The sequence below is a fragment of the Streptomyces sp. JJ38 genome, assembly GCF_019303475.1.
In the GTDB taxonomy this organism is placed as follows: Bacteria; Actinomycetota; Actinomycetes; order Streptomycetales; family Streptomycetaceae; genus Streptomyces.
The window spans coordinates 1-19,682 of the sequence record NZ_JABLSI010000014.1 but is presented as its reverse complement, the minus strand read 5'-3'; the positions used below and the strand labels follow the sequence as shown (position 1 = coordinate 19,682).

The 19,682-nt window shown below is 73.2% G+C and carries 18 protein-coding genes; 9 read left to right on the top strand and 9 right to left on the bottom strand.

Annotated elements, in window-relative coordinates:
- Positions 1–149: 149 nt before the first annotated feature.
- The 3 genes from HPT28_RS09820 to HPT28_RS09810 are packed head-to-tail and all read left to right on the top strand — an operon-like array spanning position 150 to position 3,771.
- Positions 150–674 (top strand): PadR family transcriptional regulator, encoded by a 525-nt coding sequence (locus HPT28_RS09820; protein WP_219090613.1) that lies wholly within the window; start codon positions 150–152, stop codon positions 672–674.
- Positions 671–1,384, top strand: coding sequence for an ABC transporter ATP-binding protein (locus HPT28_RS09815; RefSeq protein WP_219090612.1), 714 nt, complete (start codon positions 671–673; stop codon positions 1,382–1,384). The genes HPT28_RS09820 and HPT28_RS09815 overlap by 4 nt, the downstream gene beginning before the upstream one ends.
- A complete protein-coding gene (locus HPT28_RS09810) occupies positions 1,381–3,771 on the top strand; it encodes an FtsX-like permease family protein (RefSeq protein WP_219090611.1) in 2,391 nt (796 codons plus the stop codon). The genes HPT28_RS09815 and HPT28_RS09810 overlap by 4 nt, the downstream gene beginning before the upstream one ends.
- A gap of 96 nt (positions 3,772–3,867) precedes the next feature.
- On the opposite strand, the gene HPT28_RS09805 is transcribed toward HPT28_RS09810, so the two are convergent.
- Positions 3,868–4,830 (bottom strand): hydrogen peroxide-inducible genes activator, encoded by a 963-nt coding sequence (locus tag HPT28_RS09805; RefSeq protein ID WP_219090610.1) that lies wholly within the window; start codon positions 4,828–4,830, stop codon positions 3,868–3,870.
- Positions 4,831–5,014: 184 nt separating this feature from the next.
- Between HPT28_RS09805 and HPT28_RS09800 the strand changes: the two genes are divergently transcribed.
- The gene (locus HPT28_RS09800; protein ID WP_219090609.1) at positions 5,015–5,569 is read left to right on the top strand and encodes a peroxiredoxin; all 555 of its coding nucleotides are present in this window, start codon (positions 5,015–5,017) and stop codon (positions 5,567–5,569) included.
- Between the two features lie 37 nt (positions 5,570–5,606).
- Complete coding sequence (locus HPT28_RS09795) at positions 5,607–6,143, top strand: alkyl hydroperoxide reductase (protein ID WP_219090608.1); 537 nt, start codon at positions 5,607–5,609, stop codon at positions 6,141–6,143.
- A 70-nt stretch (positions 6,144–6,213) separates the two neighbouring features.
- Here the strand turns inward: HPT28_RS09795 and HPT28_RS09790 are convergent, their stop codons facing one another.
- The 4 genes from HPT28_RS09790 to HPT28_RS09775 form a co-directional block, all read right to left on the bottom strand.
- Positions 6,214–8,325, bottom strand: coding sequence for an ATP-binding SpoIIE family protein phosphatase (locus HPT28_RS09790; RefSeq protein WP_219090607.1), 2,112 nt, complete (start codon positions 8,323–8,325; stop codon positions 6,214–6,216).
- Between the two features lie 539 nt (positions 8,326–8,864).
- A complete protein-coding gene (locus tag HPT28_RS09785) occupies positions 8,865–9,581 on the bottom strand; it encodes a DUF402 domain-containing protein (RefSeq protein WP_219090606.1) in 717 nt (238 codons plus the stop codon).
- 74 nt (positions 9,582–9,655) lie between these two features.
- Entirely contained in the window at positions 9,656–11,041 is a 1,386-nt protein-coding gene (locus HPT28_RS09780; protein WP_219090605.1) for an aspartate ammonia-lyase, read from the bottom strand.
- A 133-nt stretch (positions 11,042–11,174) separates the two neighbouring features.
- Positions 11,175–12,869, bottom strand: coding sequence for a fumarate hydratase (locus tag HPT28_RS09775; RefSeq protein WP_219090604.1), 1,695 nt, complete (start codon positions 12,867–12,869; stop codon positions 11,175–11,177).
- Positions 12,870–13,045: 176 nt separating this feature from the next.
- Between HPT28_RS09775 and HPT28_RS09770 the strand changes: the two genes are divergently transcribed.
- The gene (locus HPT28_RS09770; RefSeq protein ID WP_219090603.1) at positions 13,046–13,789 is read left to right on the top strand and encodes a DUF1707 domain-containing protein; all 744 of its coding nucleotides are present in this window, start codon (positions 13,046–13,048) and stop codon (positions 13,787–13,789) included.
- Between the two features lie 122 nt (positions 13,790–13,911).
- The gene (locus HPT28_RS09765; RefSeq protein WP_219090602.1) at positions 13,912–14,283 is read left to right on the top strand and encodes a WhiB family transcriptional regulator; all 372 of its coding nucleotides are present in this window, start codon (positions 13,912–13,914) and stop codon (positions 14,281–14,283) included.
- A 40-nt stretch (positions 14,284–14,323) separates the two neighbouring features.
- Here the strand turns inward: HPT28_RS09765 and glpX are convergent, their stop codons facing one another.
- A complete protein-coding gene (glpX, locus tag HPT28_RS09760) occupies positions 14,324–15,355 on the bottom strand; it encodes a class II fructose-bisphosphatase (protein ID WP_219090601.1) in 1,032 nt (343 codons plus the stop codon).
- A 171-nt stretch (positions 15,356–15,526) separates the two neighbouring features.
- On the opposite strand from glpX, the gene HPT28_RS09755 reads away from it, so the two are divergent.
- Positions 15,527–16,096 (top strand): DUF4245 domain-containing protein, encoded by a 570-nt coding sequence (locus tag HPT28_RS09755; RefSeq protein ID WP_219090600.1) that lies wholly within the window; start codon positions 15,527–15,529, stop codon positions 16,094–16,096.
- A gap of 97 nt (positions 16,097–16,193) precedes the next feature.
- On the opposite strand, the gene HPT28_RS09750 is transcribed toward HPT28_RS09755, so the two are convergent.
- From HPT28_RS09750 to xseA, 3 genes are all read right to left on the bottom strand, one after another.
- The gene (locus HPT28_RS09750; RefSeq protein ID WP_219090599.1) at positions 16,194–16,787 is read right to left on the bottom strand and encodes a malonic semialdehyde reductase; all 594 of its coding nucleotides are present in this window, start codon (positions 16,785–16,787) and stop codon (positions 16,194–16,196) included.
- A gap of 89 nt (positions 16,788–16,876) precedes the next feature.
- Positions 16,877–17,179 carry an exodeoxyribonuclease VII small subunit gene (locus HPT28_RS09745; protein WP_219090598.1) on the bottom strand — a complete coding sequence of 101 codons (303 nt, stop codon included), beginning with the start codon at positions 17,177–17,179 and terminating at the stop codon, positions 16,877–16,879.
- A 59-nt stretch (positions 17,180–17,238) separates the two neighbouring features.
- Positions 17,239–18,453 (bottom strand): exodeoxyribonuclease VII large subunit, encoded by a 1,215-nt coding sequence (xseA, locus tag HPT28_RS09740; protein WP_219090597.1) that lies wholly within the window; start codon positions 18,451–18,453, stop codon positions 17,239–17,241.
- A 136-nt stretch (positions 18,454–18,589) separates the two neighbouring features.
- Between xseA and HPT28_RS09735 the strand changes: the two genes are divergently transcribed.
- Positions 18,590–19,570 carry a 4-hydroxy-3-methylbut-2-enyl diphosphate reductase gene (locus tag HPT28_RS09735; protein WP_219090596.1) on the top strand — a complete coding sequence of 327 codons (981 nt, stop codon included), beginning with the start codon at positions 18,590–18,592 and terminating at the stop codon, positions 19,568–19,570.
- The last annotated feature ends 112 nt before the right edge of the window (positions 19,571–19,682 follow it).

The following is a 19,682-nucleotide window of genomic DNA, read 5'->3' as shown; positions in this document are numbered from 1 at the left end:
CCCAGTGATCGTCCCGTCGGTCTGTTTCCCAGTCTGCCGCGCGTGTCGTCGCCGGGCACGCGGTTTTGCCCTTCCGGGTGCCGACGGGCCGGAGGCGCTACTCAGGAGGTGTATACATCGCGTGTATACACCTGGTGTAGGGTCCTCCTATGTCAATCAGTCACACCCTCCTCGGGCTCCTGGAAGCGGGGCCCCGGCACGGCTACGACCTGAAACGCGCCTTCGACGCGCGCTTCGGGCACGACAAGCCGCTGCACTACGGCCAGGTCTACGCCACGATGTCCCGGCTCCTGAAGAACGGACTGGTCGAGGTCGACGCCGTCGAAGCGGGGGAGGGACCGGAGCGCAAGCGCTACGCGATCACGGACGCGGGCGTCAGCGACGTCGGGAACTGGCTGGAGCACCCCGAGAAGCCGGAGCCGTACCTGCAGTCGACGCTCTACACGAAGGTGGTCCTGGCCTTGCTGACCGGTCGCGACGCCGCCGCCCTGCTGGACACCCAGCGGGCCGAGCACCTGCGGCTCATGCGCGAGCTGACCCGGCGCAAGCGCGAGGGCGATCTCGCCGACCAGCTCATCTGCGACCACGCGCTCTTCCACCTCGAAGCCGACCTGCGCTGGCTCGAACTCACCGCCGCCCGCCTGGACCGACTCGCCCAGGAGGTGACGTCATGACCGCCGAACGCCTCAGCGGGCCGCTCCTGACGGCCGAAGGGCTGCACAAGACGTACGGCTCCACCCCCGCGCTCTCCGGCGCCGGCTTCAGCGTGCACGCGGGCGAGGTCGTCGCCGTCATGGGGCCCTCGGGCTCCGGCAAATCCACGCTGCTGCACTGCCTGGCCGGGATCGTCGTCCCGGACGCGGGCACGGTGCACTACCGAGGGCGCGAGCTGTCGGCCCTGTCCGACGCCGAGCGCAGCGCCCTGCGCCGCGGGGACTTCGGCTTCATCTTCCAGTTCGGCCAGCTCGTCCCCGAGTTGACCTGCACGGAGAACGTGGCCCTGCCGCTGCGGCTGGCCGGGATCGGTCGCAGGCAGGCCGAGGCGCGGGCCCGCGAGTGGCTGGAACGCCTGGAGGTGGAGGACGTCCGACACCACCGGCCCGGCCAGATCTCCGGCGGCCAGGGCCAGCGGGTCGCCGTCGCCCGGGCGCTGGTCGGCGGCCCGCGGGTCGTCTTCGCCGACGAGCCCACCGGGGCGCTCGACTCGCTCAACGGCGAGCGCGTCATGGAGCTGCTCACGGAGGCCGCCCGGGACACCGGCGCGGCCGTCGTCCTCGTCACCCACGAGTCCCGGGTCGCGGCGTACTCCGACCGCGAGGTCGTCGTCCGGGACGGCAAGGCCAGGGACACCACGGGTTCGGCCGGTCTGGCGGGAGCCGCGTGATCGCCCGCTGGCTCCGCGAACTCGCCCTGGGCGTCCGGTTCGCCGCGACCGGCGGGCGGGCCGGCTGGGCCCGGGCGGTGCTGACGGCGACGGGCGTCGGGATCGGGGTGACCGTCCTGCTCGTCGCGGCCTGCGTGCCCAACGTCGTCACCGCGGTCGAAGGCCGGTCGGACGCCAGGGAGCACGCCCACCCGGGCAGTGAGGACGCGGTGCCGAAGGCCGCGGACACGCTGAAGGTGGCGCGCGTCGACACGGAGTTCCGCGGGCGGAACGTGTACGGCCGGCTCGTCCAGCCGGACGGCGAGCCCTCGCGGGCCGTCCGCCCGCCCGGCGTGCGGGAGCTGCCGGGGCCCGGTGAGCTCGTGGTCTCGCCCGGGCTGAAGGAGCTGCTGGCGAGCGGGGAGGGGAAGCTGCTCGCCGAGCGGTTCGACGGCGCGCGCGTCGTCGGCACGATCGGTGAGGCGGGGCTGACCGGCCCGAGCGATCTCGCCTTCTACCGAGGCGCCGACACGTTCCTGGACCCCGAGGCGACGTGGGAGGTCGTCCGCGTCGACTCCTTCGGGCCGCAGCGGCCCGCCCAGGAGGAGGAGCTGCCCGCCGAGCTTGTCCTCCTCGCCCTTGTCGTGCTCGTCGTGCTGCTCCTGCCGGTGGCCATGTTCGTCGCCACCGCCGTCCGCCTGGGCGGCGAGGCCCGGGACCGGCGGCTGGCCGCCCTGCGGCTCGTCGGCTCGGACATCGCCATGACCCGGCGCATCGCCGCGGGGGAGGCCCTGTTCGGAGCCGTCCTCGGGCTGCTCCTGGGCGGCGGAGCGTTCCTTCTCGCCCGGGCCAACGCCGACCGGTTCTCCATCCTCGGCCACAGCCTCTTCCCGTCCGACATCCAGCCCTCCGGCGCACTCACGGCCGTGATCCTGCTCGCCGTGCCCGTGTGCGCCGTCCTCGTCACGCTGTTCGCGCTGCGCCGCGTGTCGATCGAACCGCTCGGTGTCTTCCGGGAGGGGGCGGACAGCGGACGGCGGCTGTGGTGGCGCGTCGCCCTCCTCGTCCTCGGCGGCCTCGTGCTGCTGGTGTTCGGCCCCAAGGTGCGGGGCTCCTCGGGCGGTTTCGAGGTCGGGATCGTCACCGGCGTCGTGCTGGTGCTCCTCGGCATCACCGCGCTGCTGCCGTGGGTGGTCGAGTGGCTGGTGTCCCGCGCGGGGGGCGGGACACTCTCCTGGCAGCTCGCCCTCCGCAGGCTCCAGCTCAGCAGCGGCCCCGCCGCCCGCGCGGTCAGCGGCGTCACGGTCGCCGTCGCCGGTGCCGTGGCCCTCCAGATGCTCTTCAGCCCCCTGGAGGAGCGGTACACGTCCTTCGCGGGAGAGCCCGGCGAACGGCAGGCGATCGTGGCGGCGGTCGGGGTGCGGGACGCCGACCACGCCGCGGCGGTGATGCGGCGCTTCGAGAGCGCGGAGGGCATCCGCTCGCAGCTCGGCTTCGTGCAGGCGGAGGTCACGGAGGAGGGGGCGCCGGAGCCCGACGAGGAGGGCTGGCGGCCGACGCTCTCCCTCGCCGTCGCGGACTGTGCCACGCTGCGGCTGATCACCGCCGCCGAGACCTGCGCGGACGGCGACGTCTTCCTCGCCGCGGGAACCGAGGGGGAGCCCGGTTCCGCAACAGCGCCCGCCGAGCGCCCGGTGGTCCAGCCCGGCGACCGACTGGACCTCCAGGCCGGAGGCCCCTTCGTCAAGGGCGGCCCGGAGCCGCTGTGGTGGGCGGTACCGGCCGACGCCCGCCCCGTCACGGTCGACGCCGGGACGCTGATGTGGACCGGGCACCCGCAGGTGCTCGCGACCCCGGGGGCGCTGGACGTCGGCAGCCTGAACTCGGCCGCGCTGAGTGTGATCAGTGACCCGGAGCCCGGCGCGGCGGACGCCGTCGAGCACGTGCGGAACGCCGCGGGCCTCGCCACCGCGCACAGCTTCGTCTGGGACACCCTCGACGAGCGGACCGCTCCGGAGTTCGCGCTCATCCGGACCGGGCTGTTCGTCGGCGCGGTGCTGGTCATGCTGATGATCGGCGTCGCCATGGTCGTCCAGACGATGGAGCAGCTACGGGAGCGCAAGCGGCAGCTGTCCGTCCTGGTGGCGTTCGGGACGCGGCGCGCCACGCTCGGGGCGTCCGTCCTGTGGCAGACGGCCGTCCCCGTCGTCCTCGGGCTGCTGCTGGCCTCGGCCGGCGGCCTGGCGCTCGGCCGGACGCTCCTGTGGATGGCGGACGTTGCCGCCGCCGACTGGCTGGCCTTCCTGCCGCTCGTCGGAGCGGGCCTCGTCATGGTCGCGCTCGTGACGCTGGCCAGCCTGCCGGTGCTGTGGCGGGCCATGCGGCCGGACGGGCTGCGCACGGAGTGACGCCGCCGCGGGGGCGCGGGCGCCGCGCCCCCGCGGCGGCGACGCGTGCGGGACTCGCCGGCGGAGGGGGCCGGCGAGCCCCGCACGGCCGTCCGGCTACGCGGCGGCCGAGACCTCCAGCGGGCGGACCGGCAGCGGCCGCATCGCCTCGCGCAGGGCGTCGGCGAGCGCCGTGAACTCCTGCTCGCGGGCCGTCCCCGTCCGCATGGCCAGCGCGATGCGGCGCCCCGGGGCCGGGTCGGCGAAGTGCCCGGTGGCCAGGTGCTCGTTGCGGGCCGTCTCCAGGCGCAGGGCGGTGCGCGGCAGCAGGGTCACCCCGAGCCCGCCCGCCACGAGCTGCACGAGCGTGGACAGCCCGGCGGCCGTCGTCGTCACCTCGCCCCCGGTCTCCCGGCTCTGCGGGCGGCCCGCCTCGCGGCACACCTCCAGCGCCTGGTCGCGCAGGCAGTGGCCCTCGTCGAGCAGCAGCAGCGGCAGGTCGCGCAGCCGCTCGCGGGGGATGCCCGCGCCGTCGGCGAGCTCGTGTCCGCGCTCCATGACCAGGACGAAGTCCTCGTCGAACAGCGGCAGCTCCCGCACACCCGGCACGCCCAGCGGGACGGCGAGGAGCAGCAGGTCCAGCCGCCCGGCGGCCAGGCCGTCCAGCAGGGAGGTCGTCTGCTCCTCGTGGACGCGCAGGTCCAGCCGGGGATAGCGCTCGTGGACGAGGTCGAGCACGGTGGGCAGCAGATACGGTGCGCAGGTGGGGATGACACCGAGCCGCAGCGTCCCGGTGAACGGCGTCCGGGTGGCCTCGGCCTCCTCCAGCAGCGCCCCGACGGCGTCCAGCACGGCGCGGGCGCGGACGGCGAGCCGCTCCCCGGCGGGGGAGAGGAGAACCCGGCGCGTGGTGCGCTCCAGGAGCTGGACGCCGAGGGTCTCCTCCAGCGCCGCGACGGCGCCGGACAGCGCGGGCTGGCTCATGCCGATCTCGGCCGCTGCCTCGCGGAAGTGCAGATGCTCCGCGACGGCGGTGAACGCCCGGAGCTGGGACAGACTGGGCTGACGGGCTTTGCTCATGTGACGTACTCGCTGAGGGGTTGACGGGGAGGGTGACCGGGCGACTGATAGCCCGATCCGATCAACGGCGCCGAGTGTAGCTATTTCCGCGATCAATAGGCCCTGTGGCAGGGTGTGAGATCCGTCCAACCCTCAAGAGGCCCCCCGCGATCCGGGGTGTGCCCTCACGCATCAAGGAGAGTCTGTGCTCACTGTCGGTGACCAGTTCCCCACGTTCGACCTGACGGCTTGTGTCTCGCTGGAGAAGGGCAAGGAGTTCCAGCAGATCGACCACAAGACCTACGACGGTTCCTGGAAGTGTGTCTTCTTCTGGCCCAAGGACTTCACCTTCGTGTGTCCGACCGAGATCGCGGCCTTCGGCAAGCTGAACGAGGAGTTCGCCGACCGTGACTGCCAGATCCTCGGCGTCTCCGGCGACTCCGAGTTCGTCCACCACGCCTGGCGCCGTGACCACGAGGACCTGCGGGACCTGCCCTTCCCGATGCTCGCGGACTCCAAGCACGAGCTGATGCGGGACTGCGGCGTCGAGGGCGAGGACGGCTTCGCCCAGCGTGCCGTCTTCATCGTGGACCAGAACAACGAGATCCAGTTCACGATGGTGACCGCCGGTTCCGTCGGCCGTAACCCCAAGGAGGTCCTGCGGGTGCTGGACGCCCTGCAGACCGACGAGCTGTGCCCCTGCAACTGGACCAAGGGCGAGGACACCCTCGACGCCGGCAAGCTGCTGGCCGGCGAGTGACCGCGATCCACGGCGACTGAGTGAGGCCCCTGAGCACATGGCACTGAACGACCTGAAGTCGGCGCTGCCCGACTACGCCAAGGACCTGAAGCTGAACCTCGGCTCGGTCATCGGCAACTCCGACCTGCCCCAGCAGCGGCTGTGGGGAACGGTGCTGGCCTGCGCCATCGCCTCCCGCTCGCCGAAGGTGCTGGCTGAGCTGGAGCCCGAGGCGCGGGAGAACCTCTCGCCCGAGGCGTACACGGCGGCCAAGGCCGCGGCGGCCGTCATGGCGATGAACAACGTCTTCTACCGCACGCGCCACCTGCTCTCCGACCCGGAGTACGGGAACCTGCGTGCCGGTCTGCGGATGAACGTCATCGGCAACCCCGGCGTGGACAAGGTTGACTTCGAGCTGTGGTCGCTCGCGGTCTCCGCCGTCAACGGCTGCGGCATGTGCCTGGACTCGCACGAGCAGGTGCTGCGGAAGGCGGACGTGGACCGCGAGACGGTCCAGGAGGCCGTCAAGATCGCCTCCGTCCTCCAGGCCGTCGGCGCGACGCTCGACGCCGAGGCGGTCATCGCTCAGGCGTGAGGCCCGCCCTGAGGCCCTGACGCACGGATGCCCCGGACCACACGGTCCGGGGCATCCGTGCGTCAGGGCCTCAAGGAACCGGCACCTCGAACCAGACGAGCTTGCCCGTCGACAGCCGGGTAGCACCCCAGCGCCGGGCGATGCGGTTGACCAGGTAAAGCCCGCGCCCGCCCTCGTCCGTCGCCCGCGCCTGCCGCAGCCGCGGCAGCTCCGGCACGTCGTCGCCCACTTCGCAGCGCAGGGCGTCGGTGCGCAGCAGCCGCAGTGTCACCGGGCGCTCGGCGTAGCGCACGGCGTTGGTGACGACCTCGCTCACCAGCAGCTCGACCGAGTCGGTCAGCTCCTCCAGGCCCCAGGCCGCGAGCGCCCGCCGGGCCAGCCTGCGGGCCTGCCCGGCCGTCTCCGGGCGCGGTTCCAGCTCCCACAGGGCGACGTCGCTCGGGGCGATGCCGTCGAAACGGGCGGCCAGCAGGGCGATGTCGTCGTCCCGGTCACCGGGCCCGACGATGTCGAGGACCTCGTCACACAGCGGCTCCAGCGGCGCCGCGCTGCCCGGACGGGTGAGCCGGCCGGTCTCGGCCAGCTTCTCCCGCAGCGTCTCGATGCCCGACCACACGTCCCGGTGCCGCGACTCCACCAGCCCGTCGGTGTAGAGCAGCAGCGTCGCCCCGGCCGGGGCGTCCAGCTCGACGGCGCGGAAGTCCACACCCCCGACGCCGATCGGGGCGCCGGGCGGTATGTGCAGCGTCTCCGCCCGGCCGTCCTGGTGCAGCATCACCGGCGGCGGATGGCCCGCGTTGGCCACGATCATGCGGTGTGCCACGGGGTCGTAGACGACGTAGATGCACGTCGCCATCCGGTCCTCGCCCAGCCGCTGCGCCTGCTCGTCGAGGTGGTGCAACACCTCCTGCGGCGGCAGGTCGAGCTGGGCCAGCGTCTGCGCCGTCGTGCGGAGCTGCCCCATGATCGCGGCTGACGTCGTGGAGTGGCCCATGACGTCGCCGACGACGAGGGCGACCCGGCTGCCGGGCAGCGGGATCGCGTCGTACCAGTCACCGCCGACCCGGGCCGACTCGGCGGCCGGGAGGTAGCGGCTGGCGAGCTGCACGCCGGTCGGCTGCGGCAGCCGGTCGGGCAGCATCGTGCGCTGGAGCTCGTCGGCGATGTAGGCCTCGCGCCCGTAGAGCACGGCCTTGTCCACGCCGAGGGCGGTGTGGGTGGCGAGCTGAGCGGCGACGAGCAGGTCGTCGCCCTCGAACGCGGCGCGCTCCGGGCGGCGCAGGAAGACGGCCGCCCCGATCACCCGGCGGCGCCCGCGCAGCGGGGCGAGCACGGCCCGGTCGCCCGAGGGCAGGTCCCGTTCGCGGCCCAGCAGCTCCTGGAGGGCGGCTCCGGCGGCCGGTGAGTCGCCGAACAGCGGGCGCACGCCGCGGAGCACCTCGGCCAGGGCCCCGCCCGCGCGGACCTCCGTGACCTCCGCCGTCCCGGCGGCCGGCTGCTCCACCAGCCCGGCCAGCAGCGGCAGAGCCTCTCCGGGCCGGGCGGCTTCCCCGGCGTGGTCCTCCCCGGTGCTCTGACCCCCGACGGTGCCCTGGCCCCCGACGGCGGTGCGGTCCTCGCCCGGGACGGCGGTCGGGACGTCCGAACGGTCGGCGTAGTCCGGCAGGCGGTCGGTGCGGCGCAGCCGGAGCCGGACCGGGCCGACGGGCCGCTCCTCGCCGACGGGCAGCGGGTCGCGCAGGTACACGAGGATGGCGTCGGCGAAGGCGGGCACCGAGGCCCGGCACAGGCCGAGCACCGTCTCGTCCAGGTCCATGCCGCGGGCGATGCGGCGCGTCGCGGCGCCGACGAAGCGCAGCCGGTCTCCGCCGCGCCGGGTGTGTTCGCTGTCCTCGGACTCGACGGCGGCGTCTCCGGGGCCCTTCGGGGCGGGGACGGGTGCCGACCCGGCGGGCACCGCGGTGACCCGCCCCGCGGCGGTCTCCACGGCGGTCTCCGCCGCGGCCTCCACGGGCGTCTCCGGGGAGGGATGCGCGGGCTCGCGCACGGGGCTGTCCTCGCCCGCCGTGTCGGCGGTGGCCCGCGCGTGCGGGATCGCCGACTCGGCGGGCCGGTGCGTGGGCGATCCGGCCTGCGACCGGCGGGGGGTGGTCGGGTGCTCCGTCACGCGTCGGGTTTCCATCCGTCCTGGGGGACACCGCCCGGCTGGCGACCGGGTGAGGCTGATTGCGGCTGTGCTGCTCGGTTCTCTCGGCGGGCCGGTGCTCGGTGTTCCGGGTGCGTCGACGACGTCGACGGTGAACCCGGGCACCCCGTTTCTCCGTTACCCCGATACCCGGATCATGCGGCCGGGGAACGGAAGCGGAAGATCGGCCTCCGGTATCGGGGGCGGGCCCGGACGAGTCTGCCGGGCGCCGGTCCGATGCTGCTCACGTGCGTTGGCTCCTCTCAAGGGTGCCCACCAAGTCGTTCCGAGCACAGGGGAGTTGCTGCGGTGCGTGATGCTCTGCGGTGCGTCCGGAGGAAGATCCTACGGTTGCGAGCCCGGAGCGTATCAAGGGGTCCCTGAGTCAGGGACGTTACGCGGTCGGGGCCTGGTTCACGCCGAGGTCATGCGGCATGTGGGTGAACAGCGCCGGGCCCGCGCCACGGCACCGGGGCGCGGCCCCGCGCGGCGGGGGAGGTCTGCCCTCTCCCGCGCGGGATCGCGCGCCCCGGCGCCTACGGCTGGTGGCGCGCCGGGCGCTCTCCGCCGCGCGCCGGACGGTCCCAGTCGTGCGGCAGGCGGGGAACCGGCCAGGACGGGTCAGGCCGCCAGTGCTCCCAGCCGTCGGTGAACGGCGGGCCCCAGGCGCGTACCGCGTCCGCGGCCGCCCGGCCGGCCGCGCGCACCCGCTCGGCCTGGGCGGCGTCCATGAGCCCGGCCTGCTGCGCCTGGGCGAACTCGTCCTCGTCCCGCCAGCGCCAGCTGCGGTCGGGGTGCACCTCGATGTCCAGGAAGTGGTCCTCCGAGTCCACCCCGTGGGACCAGCGGTGCCTCGGCTCCTCCAGGTTCACGTACCAGTTCTTGAACCGCCAGCCCGGCTCCCAGAACAGCCACACGGACCACGGGTCCCCGGGCCGGGCCAGCTTGAGCACGCCCGCCCCGAACCAGCGGCAGCGCGTGACGGTGCGCGGCTTGGTGTACCGCGTCGCCAGTGGCTCCCGGTGCACCGGAGTGCCGTCGGCGAGCTGCGGCTTGACGCACGGAGTCCCGGGAGCCATCCAGACCGCCAGCAGCTCCGGCGTGTCCTGGACGACGGTCACCGGACGGCAGATGTGCGGGTAGTCCTCGCCGTTGGCGCGGTACCGCCACAGGATCTGCTGCCCCGGGCTCCAGTAGCCGCCCGGGTTCCGACCGGTTTCTCCCTGCGCCGTTCGCTCCGTGTCCGCTGTCATTCACGGATGGTACCCGGACGGTCGCAGCGCGGCCGGGACCGTGGCCCCGGCCGCCGGCACCCCCGAAGCGCCCCTCAGGGCCGCGTCATGCGCAGCACGTCCAGCGCCTCGTCCAACTGCTCCTCCGTCAGCAGCCCGCGCTCGACGTAGCCGCCGTCCAGCACCGCCTGCCGGATCGTGACGCGCTCGGCCAGCGCCCGCTTCGCCACCTTCGCGGCCTCCTCGTACCCCAGGTACCGGTTCAGCGGGGTGACGACGGACGGCGAGGACTCCGCGTACTCCCGGGCCCGTTCGACGTTGGCGGTGATGCCGTCCACCGTCCGGTCCGCCAGCAGCCGGCTCGCGCCCGCCAGCAGCCGCACGGACTCCAGGACGTTCCGCGCCAGCACCGGCAGCATGACGTTGAGCTCGAACGTGCCCGAGGCACCCGCGGTCGTCACCGTGACGTCGTTGCCCACCACCTGGGCGGCCACCATCAGCACCGCCTCGGGGATCACCGGGTTCACCTTGCCCGGCATGATCGAGGATCCCGGCTGGAGGTCGGGCAGGTTGATCTCGGCCAGCCCGGTCCGCGGGCCCGAGGCCATCCAGCGCAGATCGTTGGCGATCTTCGTCAGGCCCACCGCGACCGTGCGGAGCTGCCCCGAGGTCTCCACCAGGCCGTCCCGCGCGCCCTGTGCCTCGAAGTGGTCCCGCGCCTCGGTGAGGGGCAGTCCCGTCATCCGTGCCACCTCGGCGATGACGGCCGCGGAGAAGCCGGGCGGCGTGTTGATGCCGGTGCCCACCGCCGTCCCGCCGAGGGGCAGTTCGGCGAGGCGGGGCAGCGAGGCGTGCAGCCGCTCCACTCCGTGCCGCATCTGTGCCGCGTATCCGGCGAACTCCTGGCCCAGCGTCACCGGGGTCGCGTCCATGAGGTGCGTGCGCCCCGACTTCACCACGGAGGCGAACTCCGCGGCCTTGCGCTCCAGCGCGTCTGCCAGGTGCTCGAGCGCGGGGATCAGGTCCTCGGTGACGGCGGCGGTCGCGGCGATGTGGATGGAGGAGGGGAAGACGTCGTTGGACGACTGGCTGGCGTTCACATGGTCGTTGGGGTGCACCGGCGCGCCGAGCCGCTCGCCGGCGAGAGTGGCCAGCACCTCGTTCATGTTCATGTTCGACGAGGTGCCCGAACCCGTCTGGAAGACGTCCACGGGGAAGTGGTCGTCCCAGCGGCCGTCGGCGACCTCGCCCGCGGCCGCGACGATCGCCGCCGCCATCTCCTTGTCGACGACGCCCAGCTCGGCGTTGACCGTCGCCGCGGCGGCCTTGATCCGGGCCAGCGCCTGGATGTGCGCCCGTTCCAGCCGCTGACCCGAGACGGGGAAGTTCTCCACCGCGCGCTGGGTCTGGGCGCGCCACTTGGCGTGGGCCGGTACCTTGACCTCGCCCATGGAGTCGTGCTCGATGCGGTAGTCGCTCATGGGCCGAGCGTATGCCGCCGATCGCGCGCCGGGCGCGCTTCCGGCCACCTGCCGGAGGCGCGCTTCCGACGACCGCGCCACGCGTTCCGGCCGCCACGCCGGAGGGGCGAACCCTCCGGCGTGCGGCGGCGGATCAGCCCCGGACGGGGATGGACGTCACGAACGGCTGGGAGGGGCCGGGGTCGGTGAAGAAGTCGTTGCCCTTGTCGTCCACGACGACGAACGCGGGGAAGTCCTCGACCTCGATCTTCCAGACCGCCTCCATGCCCAGCTCCTCGTACTCCAGGACCTCCACCTTCTTGATGCAGTCCTGGGCCAGCCGGGCCGCCGGGCCGCCGATGGAGCCGAGGTAGAAGCCGCCGTGCGCGGCGCACGCGTCGGTGACCTGCTTGCTGCGGTTGCCCTTGGCCAGCATGACGAACGAGCCGCCGGCCGCCTGGAACTGCTCGACGTAGGCGTCCATGCGCCCCGCCGTCGTCGGGCCGAAGGAGCCGGACGCGTAGCCCTCGGGCGTCTTGGCCGGGCCCGCGTAGTACACGGCGTGGTCGCGCAGGTACTGGGGCATCTCCTCGCCCGCGTCCAGCCGCTCCTTGATCTTGGCGTGCGCGATGTCGCGGGCGACGACCAGCGGACCCGTCAGCGACAGCCGCGTCTTGACCGGGTGCTTCGTCAGCTCCGCGCGAATCTCGTCCATCGGCCGGTTGAGGTCGATGCGGACGACGTCGTCATCTGCGGACTCGGCGCCGGCCAGCTCCTCGCCCGTCGTCTCCGGCAGGAAGCGCGCCGGATCCCGCTCGAGCTTCTCCAGGAAGACGCCCTCGGCGGTGATCTTGGCCTTGGCCTGCCGGTCGGCCGAGCAGGAGACGGCGATCGCCACCGGACAGGACGCACCGTGCCGGGGCAGCCGCACCACGCGCACGTCGTGGCAGAAGTACTTGCCGCCGAACTGCGCCCCGATGCCGATCTCGCGCGTCAGCTCGAAGACCTTCTTCTCCAGCTCCACGTCGCGGAAGCCGTGACCCGCGGGGGAGCCCTCGGTGGGCAGCTCGTCCAGGTAGTGCGCGGAGGCGTACTTGGCCGTCTTCAGCGCGTACTCGGCGCTCGTGCCGCCCACGACGACCGCCAGGTGGTACGGCGGGCAGGCGGCCGTGCCGAGCGAGCGGATCTTCTCCTCCAGGAAACGCATCATCGCGCCCTCGTTGAGCACCGCCTTCGTCTCCTGGTAGAGGAAGGACTTGTTGGCGCTGCCGCCGCCCTTGGCCATGAACAGGAACTTGTACGCGTCGCCGTCGGTCGCGTACAGCTCGATCTGCGCGGGCAGGTTGGTGCCGGTGTTCTTCTCGTCCCACATGGTCAGCGGGGCCATCTGCGAGTAGCGCAGGTTGAGCTGGTCGTAGGCGTCGAAGACGCCGCCGGACAGCGCCCGCTCGTCGGCGCCCTCGGTGAGCACGTTCTGTCCGCGCTTGCCCATGACGATCGCGGTGCCGGTGTCCTGGCACATCGGCAGCACGCCGGCCGCCGCGATGTTCGCGTTCTTCAGCAGGTCGAGCGCGACGAAACGGTCGTTCGGGCTGGCCTCGGGGTCGTCGAGGATCTTCCGGAGCTGGGCCAGGTGGTCGGCGCGCAGGAAGTGCGCGATGTCCTTCATGGCCTCGGCCGCGAGCGTACGCAGCGCCTCCGGCTCGACCTTCAGGAAGGTGCGGCCGCCCGCCTCGAAGGTCGAGACCCCCTCCGTGGTGACCAGGCGGTACTCGGTGGGGTCCTCACCCGTGGGCAGGAGGTCCGTGTAGGAGAACTCTTCGGTCTCCGGACGGGGACGGGCAGCCATGTAGACGGGTTCCTCTCTCGACGACGCGGCGACTCGACGGCTTCGGCAAGCGCGCCTCACAGGGTAGAACGCGTGGGGCGCCCCGATCCTGTGAGGTTGGGCTCAGCCCGCGGGCCCCGTGCCCTCACCCGGTCGGGCTCTCGCGATCTATCGCGATACTCGCTACGCTGCGGGATGTGGACGACGCAGCGCTCAGCAAGCGGGCCACGGCGGGGGCGGCGCCCGCCGACCCGGCCCGGCCCGTACCCGAATCCCCGGTCCGCGCCTCGGACGCCGAGCGGGACCGCACCGCGGCCCTCCTCGGGGAGGCCCTGGCCGAGGGCCGGCTCACCGCCGAGGAGCACGCGGAGCGGGTGGGGGAGGCGTACGAGGCCCGCACCCGGGAGGGGCTCCGGCGCCTGCTCGCGGATCTGCCCGCCGGGCGCCCCTACCCGGCTCACGTGCCGTATCCGGCGCACGCGGCGCATCCGGCGCATCCGGCGCACGCGGCGCACGCGGCGCATGTGACGCGTTGGGCGCGCACCCTTCCGGGCCCGCCGCACAGCGCGCTCGGCCGTGCGCTGGTCGCCGTCTTCACCGCCGTCGTGCGCAGGGGGCGCTGGCGCGTCGGCCGCGGCCTGCACGCCTACGCCGTCTTCGGCAGCGTGGAGCTCGATCTGGCGGAAGCGGTCTTCGAGCGCCAGGAGGTCGTCGTGGCGGCCTTCGCCCTGTTCGGCAGCGTGGAGATCACCGTCCCGGAGAACATCACCCTGCGGGAGGCCGGGTCGGGCGTCATGGGCGCCTTCGAAGTCGAGCCCCTCGCGGCGGACGACCCCCGGGCACCGGTGGTCGTCGTGCGCGGGCTGGCCGTGTGCGGAGCGGTCCAGGCGGCCGCGAAGCGAGGCATACGCATACGCGACTTGCGCTCGAGTGGCGACTGAGCGCATAAGCGCGCGCACAGCGGGTAGAGCTCCGGGCATCGCCTCTCGCACGGCTCCCAGTGAACTCCCGTGCGCCAGAGGGCTGATCAGGGTGCTCCCATCGCCGTCGTCAGGAGTAGACAGTGCCGCGAACGCAGCATCAGTCTCCGCAGGCAGCCGTCCTCCCCCAGCAAGGTCGCGTAGCGGAACGCGAGCAAGCCGGCCCGTGGCACTCGGAGGCGGTCTGCCGCAGAGATGAGGCCGGGCTCTTCTTCGCCCCGTCGAAGGAGCCGACGGCCGAACGGCTGGCCCGCGAGCAGGCGGCCAAGTCCGTGTGCGCACGCTGTCCGGTCCTCGTCGAATGCCGCGAGCACGCCCTGGTCCAGCCCGAGCCCTACGGCGTGTGGGGCGGGCTGACGGCGGCCGAGCGCCGGGTCGTCCTCGCCCGGCGTCGCCGCCGGGATGCCGCCGGGCAGCCCGACGCCGTCCCCGCCCAGGTCCGCCGCATCGCCTGAGCGGCGAGCGGGGGAGCCGGAGCGGGGAGGCCCGAAGCGGTCAGATCGCGCGGTCGAAATCGATCGCGCTGTACGCGCGCAGCTTGGCCAGTCGGTGCGTGGAGTCGATCTGCCGGATCGTTCCGGACTTCGAGCGCATCACCAGGGACTGGGTGTAGGCCGTCTCCGCCCGGTAGCGCACGCCGCGCAGCAGGTCGCCGTCGGTGATGCCGGTGGCCACGAAGAAGACGTTCTCGCCGCTCACCAGGTCGTCCGTGTGGAGGACGCGGTCGAGATCGTGGCCCGCGTCCAGCGCCCGCTGCCGCTCGGTGTCGTCCTTCGGCCACAGCTTGCCCTGGATCGTGCCGCCCAGGCACTTGATCGCACAGGCCGCGATGATGCCCTCCGGCGTGCCGCCGACGCCCAGCAGCAGGTCGACGCCGGTACCCTCCCGCACGGCCATGATGGCGCCGGCCACGTCGCCGTCCGAGATGAACTTGATGCGGGCCCCGGCCTCCCGCACCTCCCTGACGATGCCCTCGTGCCGCGGCCGGTCCAGGATGACGACGGTCACGTCCTCGGGCGCACAGCCCTTGGCCTTGGCGACCCGCCGCACGTTGACCGAGGCCGGGGCGTTGATGTCCACGTACTCAGCGGCCTCGGGGCCGGTGGCCAGCTTGTCCATGTAGAACACCGCGGACGGGTCGAACATCGCGCCCCGCTCGGCGACGGCGAGCACCGACACCGCGTTGGCCATGCCCTTCGCCGTCAGCGTGGTGCCGTCCACCGGGTCGACGGCGACGTCGCACTCGGGGCCGGTGCCGTCACCGACGCGCTCCCCGTTGAACAGCATCGGGGCCTCGTCCTTCTCCCCCTCGCCGATGACCACGACGCCGTTCATCGAAACCGTTGACACCAGGGTGCGCATGGCCTTCACGGCCGCACCGTCCGCGCCGTTCTTGTCACCGCGGCCCACCCAGCGGCCCGAGGCCATCGCGCCGGCCTCGGTGACCCGGACGAGCTCCAGGGCCAGGTTGCGGTCAGGCGCCTCGGGGCTCACCTCGAGCGGGGACGGGAGATGGTTTTCCGGCATCGGAACGCACCTTTCCACCTGGCCGGCCGGGAGGAGCCGCAGGCAGTCAAGACGGGAGAGGGTACGTACGACCTTATCCGGAGAGCGCCATGATGAGCAGAGGGCCCCACGCATGAGCGGCGGACCGTGCAGCGGGGCCCCGGGTCCGGGCATCGGCGCCCATAGGGGACGATGGAGGGCGTGGCAGCAACGCGTGGCTTGAAGACCGTCAAGGACATGGTGCTCTCGATGGCCCTGATCGGCCTGGGAGCCTGGTTCCTGTACCTGTTCGTCCCGCACGACGAGCAGCAGGACCCGGTGAAGCCCCTCCGCAGCTACCGGGCCGAGTTGATCACGGCCGGGCGGACGGCCTCCTACCCCGTGCTCGCCCCGGTGGGGCTGGACGAGGGCTGGCGGGCCACCTCGGTGAGCTTCGACCGGAACAGCGACTACGGAGCCACCTGGCACCTGGGCTTCCACGACGCCGACGTCGAGTACGCGGCCGTCGAGCAGAGTGACGGCGACCCGCGCCTCTTCGTGGCCAAGGTCACCCACGACGCCGTCGACACCGGTGCCACGACCGAGGTGGACGGCGAGGAATGGGCGCGCTACGAGGGCGACAAGTACGACGCGCTGGTGCTGCGCGAGGGTGAGTTCACCACCGTCGTCACGGGGACGGCGGACTTCGCGCGACTGGCGGAACTGGCCGCCGCGCTGGAGCCCCACGAGCCGGAGTCGGCGCCCTCAGTCTCGCCGGAGTAGTCACCCCGGGCCGGGCCCGCCGGAGCATCCCGGCGAGCCCGGAGTCCCGGAGTCGGACCCTGAGGCGTCCGACGTGGTGGACGTCTCGGCGCGGACGTCAGAGCGTGGTGACGGCGTCCCGCGCGGACAGCCGGGGAGCGCGCGGCCGGTAGGCGTCCGGGCCGGGGCGCCCGATGTTGACGACCATGAGCGCCTTCTGCCTGCCGTCGCCGAAGAACTCCTTGTCGACGCCCGCCGCGTCGAAACCGGTCATCGGGCCCGCGGCGAGCCCGGCCGCACGGACGCCGAGGATGAAGTAACCGGCCTGGAGCGTGGCGTTCAGCGTGCCCGCCTGCTCCCGCGCCGCACGCTCGGCGAAGACGGCGTCCTTGAGCCCCGGCATGGCGGGGAACAGCTCGGGCAGCCGCTCGTGGAACTCCAGGTCGACGGAGAGGATCGCCGTCAGCGGCGCGCTGCGCGTCTTGGCCTGGTTCCCCTCGGCCAGCCGGCGCACGAGCCGCTCGCGGGCCTCGGCCGAGCGGATGAGCGTGATCCGCAGCGGGGACTGGTTGAACGCCGTCGGCGCCAGCTTCACGAGGTCGTAGACGGCCTCGATCTGCTCCTCGCTCACCGGCTCGTCGGTGAAGGTGTTCGCGGTGTGCGCCTCACGGAACAGCAGGTCCTGGGCCGTGGCGTCCAGAGCGAATGTCATGTCCGTCCTTGGGTTCGGGGTCGTACGGGACTCTCCGAGCATAAGGATGAACGTTCAACGACTATTCCGTGCGTCCCATCACGCCCGGACTACTCGCGGTCCTCGCTCGCGGTCTCCTCCCCGTTCCCCGGGCCGCCGCCCGCCCCGGCGGACTCCGCACCCTCCTCGGCGTCCCCCGCCAGCGCGGCGTCCAGCCTGGCCCGCGCCCCCGCCAGCCAGCCCCGGCAGATGCTCGCCAGCTCCTCGCCGCGCTCCCACAGGGCCAGCGACTCCTCCAGCGTGGCGCCGCCCGCCTCCAGCCGCCGCACGACGTCGATCAACTCGTCCCGCGCCTGCTCGTAGCCCAGCGCCGCGTCCCCGCCGGTGCCCGCGCCCGTCTCCGTGTTCGCCATGACCCCAGCCTAAGAGCGCCCTCCGACACCCGAAGACCACATCCGGCACCGCCGGGGCGCTAGCTCCCGGGCGTCACCGTCACCGCGAACTCGCCCTCGGCCACCCGGGCCCGCAGCGCCTCGCCCTCGGCGACCTCCTCGGCGTCCCGCACCACCGCGCCGTCCTCCCGCTGCAGCACCGCGTACCCGCGCCGCAGCGTCGCCGCCGGGGACAGCGCGACGACCCGGGCACGCGTGTGCTCCAGCTCGGCCCCCGCCCGGTCCAGCACGTGGCCCAGCGTGCGGCGGCCGCGCAGCAACAGCTCCTCCACCTGGCCCGCCCGCTCCTCGACCATCCGGTGCGGACGCGCCAGCACCGGGCGGCTCACGCAGTCCGCCAGACCGCGCTCCTGCGCCTCCAGATAGGCGCCGAGGCAGCGCCGCGCCCGGTCCCGCAGGCGCTCTATGCGCTCGTGCTCCTCGCCCACGTCCGGCACGACGTCCTTCGCCGCGTGCGTCGGCGTCCGCGAGCGCAGATCCGCCACCAGGTCCAGCAGCGGAGTGTCCGGCTCGTGCCCGATGGCCGAGACCACCGGCGTCGAGCACTCCGCGACCGCCCGCACCAGCCGCTCGTCCGAGAACGGCAGCAGGTCCTCCACGCTGCCGCCGCCCCGCGCGACGATCACCACCTCCACCTCCGGCGCCGCGTCCAGCTCCCGGACGGCCGAGATCACCTGCGGCACCGCGTGGACCCCCTGCACGGCCACGTTGCGCACCGCGAACCGCACCGCCGGCCAGCGCTGCCGCGCCGTCTCCAGCACGTCCCGCTCGGCCGCCGAGGCCCGCCCCGTCACCAGCCCCACCACCCGGGGCAGGAACGGCAGCGGCTTCTTGCGCTCGGCCGCGAACACGCCCTCCGCCGTCAGCGCCTTCTTGAGCTGCTCCAGCCGCACCAGCAGCTCGCCCATCCCCACCGGGCGGATCTCCGCCGCCCGCAGCGAGAGTTGCCCGCGCGGCGCGTACCACTCCGGCTTCGCGTGCACGACGACCCGCGCGCCCTCACCGACGACGTCCGCCACCCGGTCGAACACCTGGCGGAAGCACGTCACACTCAGGGACATCTCGTGCGAGGGGTCGCGCAGCGTCAGGAAGACCACCCCGGCACCCGGACGGCGGCTGAGCTGGGTGATCTGCCCCTCCACCCAGACCGCCCCCAGCCGGTCGATCCACCCGCCGATCATCCGCGACACCTGCGCCACCGGGATGGGCGCCTCGGGCGACGTGTTGAGAGCCATGCGCGCGACCCTACCGGCCACCGCCGACAGCCCCCGGACCCCACGACACCCGTGCCCGGCCCCGAGGTCCCGCACCCGAGGTCCCGCACCCCGACGCGCCCTCAGCCGGCCCGTCGTGCGCCCGTACGATGGGCGCATGAGTGCTGAGACCGCCCGCCGCGTCCTCCTCGCCGCCCCCCGCGGGTACTGCGCGGGCGTGGACCGAGCCGTCATCGCCGTCGAGCAGGCCCTGAAGCAGTACGGCGCACCCGTCTACGTCCGACACGAGATCGTCCACAACAAGTACGTGGTGAAGACGCTCGAGAAGAAGGGCGCCATCTTCGTCGAGGAGACCTCCGAGGTACCACCGGGCGAGATCGTCATCTTCTCCGCCCACGGCGTGGCCCCCGAGGTCCACCGCGAGGCCGAGCGCGGCAAGCTCGCCACCATCGACGCCACCTGCCCGCTGGTCACCAAGGTGCACAAGGAAGCCGTCCGGTTCGCCAAGGACGACTACGACATCCTCCTCATCGGCCACGAGGGACACGAGGAGGTCATCGGCACCACCGGCGAGGCACCCGAGCACATCACCCTGGTCGACGGGCCCAAGGACGTCGAGAACGTCGAGGTCAGGGACCCGGAGAAGGTGGTGTGGCTGTCCCAGACGACGCTCTCCGTCGACGAGACCATGGAGACCGTCGACGCGCTCCAGCAGAAGTTCCCGGCGCTCATCAGCCCGCCCAGCGACGACATCTGCTACGCCACCCAGAACCGGCAGACCGCGATCAAGCAGGTCGCCGCCGAGTCCGACCTCGTCCTCGTCGTCGGCTCCAAGAACTCCTCCAACTCCGTCCGCCTCGTCGAGACCGCGCTCGCCCACGGCGCCAAGGCCGGGCACCTCGTCGACAACGCCGGTGAGATCGACGCGTCCTGGCTGGAAGGCGTCACCACCGTCGGCCTCTCCTCCGGCGCCTCCGTTCCCGACGTCCTGGTCGAGGGCGTCCTCGACTGGCTGGCCGAACGCGGATTCGCCGACGTCGAGGTCGTCCAGCCGGTCCGGGAGCACATCGAGTTCTCCCTGCCCAAGGAACTGCGCCGCGACCTGCGCGCCGAGGCCGCCCAGAAGGTCTCCGACTGAGCCACCGCCCGGCGCCGGGGCCCACGCCCGCGCCGGGCCTCACTCCCGCGCCGGGCCGCCCCCGGCGCGGGACCGCCGTCAGGCCGAGGGCCGCCGGGACCGCGGCGGCCCC

Bases quoted from the DNA above. Each gene is read 5' to 3' on its own strand.
- HPT28_RS09820 (WP_219090613.1), top strand. From the start codon at position 150: ATGTCAATCAGTCACACCCTCCTCGGGCTCCTGGAAGCGGGGCCCCGG.
- HPT28_RS09815 (WP_219090612.1), top strand. From the start codon at position 671: ATGACCGCCGAACGCCTCAGCGGGCCGCTCCTGACGGCCGAAGGGCTG.
- HPT28_RS09805 (WP_219090610.1), bottom strand. From the start codon at position 4,830: ATGAGCAAAGCCCGTCAGCCCAGTCTGTCCCAGCTCCGGGCGTTCACC.
- HPT28_RS09795 (WP_219090608.1), top strand. From the start codon at position 5,607: ATGGCACTGAACGACCTGAAGTCGGCGCTGCCCGACTACGCCAAGGAC.
- HPT28_RS09790 (WP_219090607.1), bottom strand. From the start codon at position 8,325: ATGGAAACCCGACGCGTGACGGAGCACCCGACCACCCCCCGCCGGTCG.
- HPT28_RS09785 (WP_219090606.1), bottom strand. From the start codon at position 9,581: ATGACAGCGGACACGGAGCGAACGGCGCAGGGAGAAACCGGTCGGAAC.
- HPT28_RS09780 (WP_219090605.1), bottom strand. From the start codon at position 11,041: ATGAGCGACTACCGCATCGAGCACGACTCCATGGGCGAGGTCAAGGTA.
- HPT28_RS09775 (WP_219090604.1), bottom strand. From the start codon at position 12,869: ATGGCTGCCCGTCCCCGTCCGGAGACCGAAGAGTTCTCCTACACGGAC.
- glpX (WP_219090601.1), bottom strand. From the start codon at position 15,355: ATGCCGGAAAACCATCTCCCGTCCCCGCTCGAGGTGAGCCCCGAGGCG.
- HPT28_RS09755 (WP_219090600.1), top strand. From the start codon at position 15,527: ATGGAGGGCGTGGCAGCAACGCGTGGCTTGAAGACCGTCAAGGACATG.
- HPT28_RS09750 (WP_219090599.1), bottom strand. From the start codon at position 16,787: ATGACATTCGCTCTGGACGCCACGGCCCAGGACCTGCTGTTCCGTGAG.
- HPT28_RS09745 (WP_219090598.1), bottom strand. From the start codon at position 17,179: ATGGCGAACACGGAGACGGGCGCGGGCACCGGCGGGGACGCGGCGCTG.
- xseA (WP_219090597.1), bottom strand. From the start codon at position 18,453: ATGGCTCTCAACACGTCGCCCGAGGCGCCCATCCCGGTGGCGCAGGTG.
- HPT28_RS09735 (WP_219090596.1), top strand. From the start codon at position 18,590: ATGAGTGCTGAGACCGCCCGCCGCGTCCTCCTCGCCGCCCCCCGCGGG.